6 protein-coding genes are annotated in these 7545 nt (G+C 47.7%); all 6 read left to right on the forward strand.

The window, feature by feature from the left end:
• Positions 1–95: 95 nt before the first annotated feature.
• Genes hyfB through ASN18_RS11305 form a run of 6 tightly spaced genes read left to right on the forward strand, consistent with a single transcriptional unit; the run spans position 96 to position 7283 of the window.
• Entirely contained in the window at positions 96–2150 is a 2055-nt protein-coding gene (hyfB, locus tag ASN18_RS11280) for a hydrogenase 4 subunit B (RefSeq protein ID WP_306688918.1), read from the forward strand.
• Positions 2147–3094: a respiratory chain complex I subunit 1 family protein gene (locus tag ASN18_RS11285; protein WP_085052849.1), complete on the forward strand. Its 948-nt coding sequence runs from the start codon at positions 2147–2149 to the stop codon at positions 3092–3094. The genes hyfB and ASN18_RS11285 overlap by 4 nt, the downstream gene beginning before the upstream one ends.
• 2 nt (positions 3095–3096) lie before the next feature.
• The gene (locus ASN18_RS11290; protein WP_085052850.1) at positions 3097–3762 is read left to right on the forward strand and encodes a formate hydrogenlyase; all 666 of its coding nucleotides are present in this window, start codon (positions 3097–3099) and stop codon (positions 3760–3762) included.
• A gap of 19 nt (positions 3763–3781) precedes the next feature.
• Entirely contained in the window at positions 3782–5230 is a 1449-nt protein-coding gene (locus ASN18_RS11295) for a hydrogenase 4 subunit F (protein ID WP_085052851.1), read from the forward strand.
• The gene (locus tag ASN18_RS11300; protein WP_085052852.1) at positions 5227–6780 is read left to right on the forward strand and encodes a hydrogenase large subunit; all 1554 of its coding nucleotides are present in this window, start codon (positions 5227–5229) and stop codon (positions 6778–6780) included. Before ASN18_RS11295 ends, ASN18_RS11300 begins: the two co-directional genes overlap by 4 nt.
• The gene (locus ASN18_RS11305; RefSeq protein WP_085052853.1) at positions 6777–7283 is read left to right on the forward strand and encodes an NADH-quinone oxidoreductase subunit B family protein; all 507 of its coding nucleotides are present in this window, start codon (positions 6777–6779) and stop codon (positions 7281–7283) included. The genes ASN18_RS11300 and ASN18_RS11305 overlap by 4 nt, the downstream gene beginning before the upstream one ends.
• Positions 7284–7545 lie beyond the last annotated feature (262 nt).

Genomic DNA, 7545 nt, shown 5'->3' on the forward strand with positions numbered 1-7545 from the left:
TAACAAGGCCAGCCGGTTTGGTCACCCTCGTGCGCTGTTTGTAAAAGAGGCTGTGAAATCCAGAAAGGTACTCTGGTGACGGCGTCTCTTCTATGATGTCTCCTATTAAATTGTCGTTACTGTCTGCTGCCGCGTTTATTATACCTATCTTATTTGTTGTGCTGATAGGAGGCTACAGGCGGTTGTTGATACGAATGGCTTTTTCTGTATCAGCGCTGGCTTCTTTAATCAGTGTAGGAGCAGGGATACTGGCCGTCTCCAGCAGCGCTGCCGAGCAGTTGATACTTCCGCTGGGGCTGCCCTCTCTTCCTTTTCATTTGAGGCTTGATCAGCTTTCAGGCTTTTTTCTCTTTGTTGTCGGATTGCTTTCATTTTTTGTATCAATATATTCAGTAGGCTATGTGACTGGATTGGCAGCGGGTAAACCTGTAAAGCGGCTGATTGTGTTTTATAACATCTTTATTGCCGCGATGTTTATGGTGTGCCTGGCCGATGACGCGCTGATTTTCATGGTTGCCTGGGAGGTGATGGCAGCGGCGTCCTACTTTTTGGTCATGTTTGAGGACGGGCGCAGTGAAAACAGGAGGGCGGCTTATCTTTACATGGTAATGGCTCATATAGGAGCCATTTTGATACTCCTGTCCTTTGGTGTGATGGCTGGAATTGCCGGGGGATTTGAGAATTTTACAGGCTACACTTTTGATGCTATGAGAGAGGCGGAGTTCCCCCTTAAGTGGGCAACTGCGGCCTTTTTACTTTCTTTTTTCGGGTTTGCAGCAAAGGCCGGCGTTATACCTTTCCATGTGTGGCTGCCAGAGGCACATCCCGTTGCCCCGTCAAATGTCTCCGCCCTTATGAGCGGGGTAATGCTTAAGACCGCCATATACGGGATAGTTCGCGTCACCTTTGACATAATAAATGTGTTTCCCTGGTGGTGGGGGATGATGGTGCTGGTTCTGGGTTTGGTCTCTGCCGTAATGGGTGTGCTTTATGCGCTGATGCAGCATGACTTAAAGAAACTACTTGCCTATCACTCAGTTGAAAATATAGGAATAATCCTTATAGGGATAGGGCTGTCTATGATCTTTACCTCGTTTAACCTGCCTGCAATGGCTGCCCTTGCCCTTATTGCAGGGTTATATCATACGATGAATCACGCAATGTTTAAGGGGTTGTTGTTTATGGGCGCAGGCGCGGTTCTTAATGCCACACATGAGAGAAATATGGATGAAATGGGTGGACTTATACACCACATGCCCTGGACTTCGGTGTTATTCCTTGTTGGTTGTATATCTATTTCTGCGCTGCCGCCGTTCAACGGATTTGTGTCTGAATGGCTGACGTTTCAGGCCTTTTTGCTGTCTCCATCTCTGCCTAACCCGCTGATGAAACTCCTTATACCGTTGGGTGCAGCCCTGCTTGCCTTGACAGGGGCACTGGCAGCCGCCTGCTTTGTAAAGGTCTTTGGAGTTGTATTTCTGGGGAACTGGCGTGGGCTGAGCCGCCCCCTATTAACCAAAGTAACTGAAGTAACCGAGGCCGGGTGGTCTATGCGCATTGGGATGATGCTTGCGGCCTTTACATGTCTTTGCCTGGGGATTCTGCCTGCCATTATTATTAAATGGATGGATGTTATATCTGAAGAACTGCTTCAAACAAGGCTGATTACCACGTCGGGGGTGTATGACTGGATGTGGCTTACGCCTGTTGACCCTGAAAGGGCTTCCTACTCCGGGCCGCTTGTCCTTATCGGCATTGCTGCGGTATGTGCGATAACCTATTTATTGCTCCATGTGAAGCCCGGGAAAATAAGCCGTGTGCCGGTATGGGATTGCGGATTTAAAAAGCTTACCTCCAAGATGCAATATAACGCAGTATCTTTCTCTATGCCTTTTCGCAGGATATTTGGTTTTCTGTTTGATATAAAAGAGCAGATAAGCCTGCTGCCGCAGCGGCGTCATCCTGCATTTCCTGTGAAGTCCAGCTACTACCTGCGCGTAAGAGACCGTTTTTGGGGGTGGATTTACAAGCCTGTTATCGATGCCGTCGTGTTGCTTTCCCGAAAGGCAGGGATGATTCAACATGGCCGGATACATGTGTATCTTATATATTCATTTGTGACAATCATCGTTCTGCTGGCCTTGTTATGAAACCGCTGAGGTATATTTTAATAGAGATGGTACAATTAATTGTTGTCATTGCGGCGGCCCCTGCCTTTGTGGGATGGGTGGATATGCTGAAGTGCTGGTCTCAGGGGAGGGCGTCTGCCGGAGTGTTGCAGCCATACAGAAATATTGCAAAGTTATTCGTCAAGGATGTTGTGCTTGCCGGGAATGCCTCGTGGATATTTCGCTTTACCCCGTACATGGTGTTTGGCAGCGCTGTGGTTGTTGGAAGTGTGATGCCAATAATTTCGATAGACCTGTTTTTGGCCCCCAGTGCAGATATTATTGTATTAATAGCCGTGTTTGCAACGGCTAGATTTTTTATAGCATTGGCAGGGATGGACATAGGGACTGCATTTGGCGGGATGGGTTCAAGCAGGGAGATGATGATAGCATCTCTGACAGAACCTGCTATTCTTATGGCAATTTTTACCGTGTCTCTGGCTGGCAGGTCAACATCTCTGGTTCACATAGTGCAGTCATTTGCCAGCGCTTCATTAACGCTGCGGCCATCTATTGTGTTTGCCGCAATTGCGTTTATCTTTGTAGTTATCGCCGAGGCAGGCAGGGTTCCGGTTGATAATCCCTCAACTCATCTTGAGCTGACTATGGTACATGAGGCTATGATTCTGGAGTATTCGGGCAGACACCTTGCGCTTATTCAGTGGGGGTCGATGATACGGTTTTTTCTTTTTGTGACGCTTGGGATTGCGTGTTTTCTGCCCTGGGGGATAGCTGCTACGGACAGTGCCGGGGATATTGCCATCTCTGTGTTCCTTCTGAGTTTAAAGCTTGGCGTGATTGGGGCTGTTATAGTACTTATAGAGACAGGGCTTGCAAAGATGAGATTATTCCGGTTAACTGAATTCCTGGGGGCAGCGTTTTTAATGGCAACCCTGGGTGTGATATCCTTTTTTATTCTGGAGTGAGTATGAACTTACAACTGCTGGCACAGATAAATAGTTTTTTGGCGGCTTTGGTGTTGCTGACGTCTTTTGCGATGCTGTCGCAGAGGAAGATAAATAGTTTGGTTACATTATTTGCGTGGCAGGGGCTGTTTCTTTCAATAAATACTGCCGTTGTTGGCTTTGTGGCCGCTAAACATCACCTGTATATATCGTCATTGTTAACATTGTCTCTGAAAGTAATTCTCCTGCCATATATACTGCACGTACTTGTAGTGCGTCTTAAGATAAGAAAAGAGATGGAAACAATAGTCAATATCCCTACGACGATGTTGATAGGGATTGCCCTTGTCATTTTTTCTTATCATCTTACTGCCCCTGTCAGGGAGATGTCCACCCTTATAACCCGTTCAACCCTTGCGGTTGCCCTTGCAACCGTTATGATAGGCCTGCTTATGATGATTACCAGGAAACATGCCGTTACCCAGATAATTGGATTTCTTGCGATGGAAAATGGTCTCTTTTTTGCCGCTACCAGCGCGACATACGGGATGCCCCTTGTGGTTGAGCTGGGCGTTGCCCTCGATGTGTTGATTGCCGCATTTATATTCGGCATATTTTTCTTCCAGATAAGCACCACATTTGACAGCCTGAGTGTGGAGCAGATGGAAAGTCTGAGGGAGGATAACTGACCCCTGTGGAAGACGCGGCATGATACTCCTTGTGTTTATTATAACGCCGTTTGTGGCGGCCTTGATTTTGGCCTTTATTGGGGATCGGAGGTTTGCACCGGAGATAAATATCTTTAGCTCAATACTGACTTTTACGGCTGGGATTGTCCTTGCCCTCGAGGTATACAGACATGGTCCTGTTATAGCCGGCGGGAAATTCTTCTTTGTTGATGCCTTTAGTGTATACCTGTCTGTGCTTACCGCTTTTGTCTCATCGACCACGGCTGTGTTTAGCCGCAGGTATATGCAGAGAGAGAGGGAACATGGGCGGGTAGGGAAAGTGCGTATGCGGTTTTATCATGCAATGTTTCAGATGTTCATCTTTGCCATGCTCTTGTGTCTTCTTACTAACAATATAGGGGTGTTGTGGATTGCGATGGAACTTGCTACGTTATCTACAGTGCTTCTGGTCTCGCTCTACCGCACCCCTAATGCGATTGAGGCTGCGTGGAAGTATTTTATACTCTGCGGGGTTGGCATTGCCCAGGCCCTGTTTGGGACAGTGCTGCTGTATTTTGCCGCTGAGAAGGTCATAGGAGAGGGCGGGGAGGCGCTGCTGTGGACAAACCTCATAGAGGTAAGCGGCAGGCTTGAGCCGACGATTCTTTCTCTTGCCTTCGTATTTCTGGTCGTGGGATATGGTACAAAGGTAGGGCTTGTCCCTTTGCACAACTGGCTTCCCGACGCCCATAGCGAAGGCCCAACGCCAATCTCTGCGGTGTTGTCCGGGCTTTTATTAAATATCGCCCTTTATGCCCTTGTCAGGTGTAAGGTACTTGTAGATGGCTCAACACATACGCATTATGCCGGTAACATTATGATGGGTTTTGGGATTGTCTCTATCTTGGTTGCCTCGTTTTCTATTCTCAGACAAAAGGATATAAAGCGCATGTTTTCATATTCATCTATTGAGCATATGGGGATTGCGACGTTTGCCTTTGGTCTTGGCGGCCCTATAGCCACTTATGGCGCTCTTTTACATATGCTTATGCACAGCCTTACAAAGTCTTCCATATTCTTTACCGTAGGGCACGCCTGTCAAATGCACCGTACACAGGAAATCGAAAAGATAAAGGGATTATTCAAGGGGGATGCCTTTGTGGGTTGGTCATTGATGCTGGGTACGATGGCAATTGCAGGGATGCCGCCTTTTGGGATATTCACGAGTGAATTTTTAATACTTACTGCCGTCATAAAGAATGCCCCGCTCTTGACGCCCTTTATACTCATTGGGCTTGCCGCCGCATTTGCCGGGCTTCTCAGAAAGGTACAATATATGGTATCAGGCGATACTCCATCATACTTCAACCCAATACAGGCAGCCCACACCCCGGTGCTTCTTCACATGGTACTGGTACTGGTGCTGGCTTTTTATATGCCCGATTTTCTTAATAAGTGGTTTCAGACAACTGTGGAATTATTAAAATGAAGAGATTAACGACCGCCATGAAGTCCGTATTCGGTGAGGAAGCAATGACCTGTGATAACAGAAATCCGGTAATGTTTACAGTGCCGACAGGGAGATTTGCCGATGCTGCAAGGACACTTAAAGAGTCCTCTGCGTCTCTTTGTGCAGAGTGGGCTACCGATGATATAAACTCCTTTGGCATTTACGCCTGCTTCAGAGAGGGCAGCGAATACCTGATAGTAAGGGCTGAACTGCCGCGGGATAATCCAGAGTTTCCAAGCCTTGTCAAGCACTACGTGCCTGCCTATAGATTTGAACGCCAGATCAGGAGCCTTATGGGGGTTAACCCTATTGGACACCCTGACGCCAGACCATGGATTAAATTTGAGGATTGGCCGGAGGATGCCTGGCCTCTCAGAAAATCCTTTGACGCCTCTAAGCCGATGGCGCGAAAAGAGGGTGAGTACTTATGGCTTAAGGCAGAGGGGGAGGGTGTGTATGAGATACCGGTTGGGCCTGTCCATGCCGGCATAATCGAACCCGGGCACTTTAGATTTCAGGCGGTTGGCGAGACAGTTATTAATCTCGAAGAGCGGCTTGGTTATGTTCATAAGGGTATAGAAAAAAGGTTTGAATCTATGACGTGGGCAGCGGCAGTTAAATTAGCCGGGCGTGTATCCGGGGATACAACAGTTGCTCATTCATTAGCCTACTCTATGGCTTTGGAGTCAATGACAGATTGCCGTGTCCCTGAGAGGGCTAAATGGCTCAGGGCGTTGTTTCTTGAGAGGGAGCGGATTGCCAATCACCTGGGGGATATTGGGGCAATTTGTAATGACGCAGCCTTTGCCTTTATGTTAGCTCAGTGTTCGAGGTTAAAGGAGGTCATAATTGCCGCTAACCACAGACTCTTTGGGCACAGGTTTATGATGGACAGGATTATCCCTGGCGGTGTGACAGCCGATATAGATACAAACGCTAAGAAAGAAATCTTATCAGAACTTGATTTTCTAAGAGAGGATTTTGATAGACTGGTACATATCTATGAGGAGAGTTCTTCGCTTGAGGACAGGGTGCGTAATACGGGGATACTCACAACGGAATTGGCAAGGGAGCTGTGTGTGGTAGGGGTGGTTGCACGGGCAAGTGGATTAAATGTTGATTGCAGGGTACATAATCCTTTTCCACCGTATGATTCAATTGTGGTAGAGGCTCCGGTGCTTACCGCTGGGGATGTACACGCGAGGGTATGGGTGAGGGTAGTTGAAATCAGGGCGTCCATTTCCATGTTGCAGAGTATTATTAAAGATATACCAGCCGGTGCTATAGCAGCAGAGTGCAATGCCGTATTACCTGGTGCAACCGGGTTTGCGGCAGTAGAGGGCTGGCGGGGTGAGATAATTTATTGGCTTAAGAGTGGTCACAACGGGGAGATACACCGCTGCATGGTCAGAGACCCGTCCAGCGTAAACTGGCTGGCGCTTGAGCAGGCGATAAAGGGCAACATTGTCCCTGACTTCCCGCTGTGTAATAAGAGTTTCAACCAGTCATACTCGGGGCACGACCTATGATTAGAATCCTGCGCCAGATATTTCGTACCGGCATAGTGACCGTCAGTACACCTCAGGTTGACGACCCAAAGATCAGGGTAGTGGGAATCGATTTAGATGACACTGTAAAGAAACGCTTCAGGCGGAGTCTGACGGTGAGGGAGGTAGACGCCGGTTCATGTAATGGATGTGAACTTGAGATTCATGCCATAAATAATCCAATTTACGATTGTGAGAGATTTGGTATACACTTTACGGCCTCGCCGCGGTTTGCCGATGTTTTACTTGTAACCGGGCCGGTTGCAAGAAATATGGAGATAGCCCTGCAGAGGACATATGACTCAGTGCCGTCACCCAAAATAGTTATTGCAGTTGGAGACTGCGGGTGTAACGGCGGGATATTCGGAGAGACTTATGCCTCAGCCGGGGGCGTTGATAAAATTATTCCGGTAAATGTCTACATACCGGGCTGCCCCCCAACACCTGCCGATATTCTAAATGGATTTTATAAGATATTTCTCTGACACCTGCCACTTATGTTAACGCCCGGAGCAGGGTCAGCAGGGTAATGGCAGTGACGCAACCATCATAAGCGACCAGCACATCGCCAATTCCGTAATCAGTTACCTGTGAGCCTTTAATCTGTGACATAGTAATAGGGATGTGTCGCTCTTTATTATTACAATTACTCATACCATTGTCAATGGCCATCCAAATATGTACCATTTCTGGTCATTGAAAAATGTACCAGTCTGGGACCCTCCAAAGGGGTTAGTAATCCGTTTG

Source organism: Candidatus Magnetominusculus xianensis (genome assembly GCA_001541255.1).
GTDB classification, from domain to species: Bacteria; Nitrospirota; Thermodesulfovibrionia; order Thermodesulfovibrionales; family Magnetobacteriaceae; genus Magnetominusculus; species Magnetominusculus xianensis.

Excerpts from the sequence above, each read along its gene's own strand:
- hyfB (WP_306688918.1), top strand. The coding sequence starts at position 96 with ATGTCTCCTATTAAATTGTCGTTACTGTCTGCTGCCGCGTTTATTATA.
- ASN18_RS11285 (WP_085052849.1), top strand. The coding sequence starts at position 2,147 with ATGAAACCGCTGAGGTATATTTTAATAGAGATGGTACAATTAATTGTT.
- ASN18_RS11290 (WP_085052850.1), top strand. The coding sequence starts at position 3,097 with ATGAACTTACAACTGCTGGCACAGATAAATAGTTTTTTGGCGGCTTTG.
- ASN18_RS11295 (WP_085052851.1), top strand. The coding sequence starts at position 3,782 with ATGATACTCCTTGTGTTTATTATAACGCCGTTTGTGGCGGCCTTGATT.
- ASN18_RS11300 (WP_085052852.1), top strand. The coding sequence starts at position 5,227 with ATGAAGAGATTAACGACCGCCATGAAGTCCGTATTCGGTGAGGAAGCA.
- ASN18_RS11305 (WP_085052853.1), top strand. The coding sequence starts at position 6,777 with ATGATTAGAATCCTGCGCCAGATATTTCGTACCGGCATAGTGACCGTC.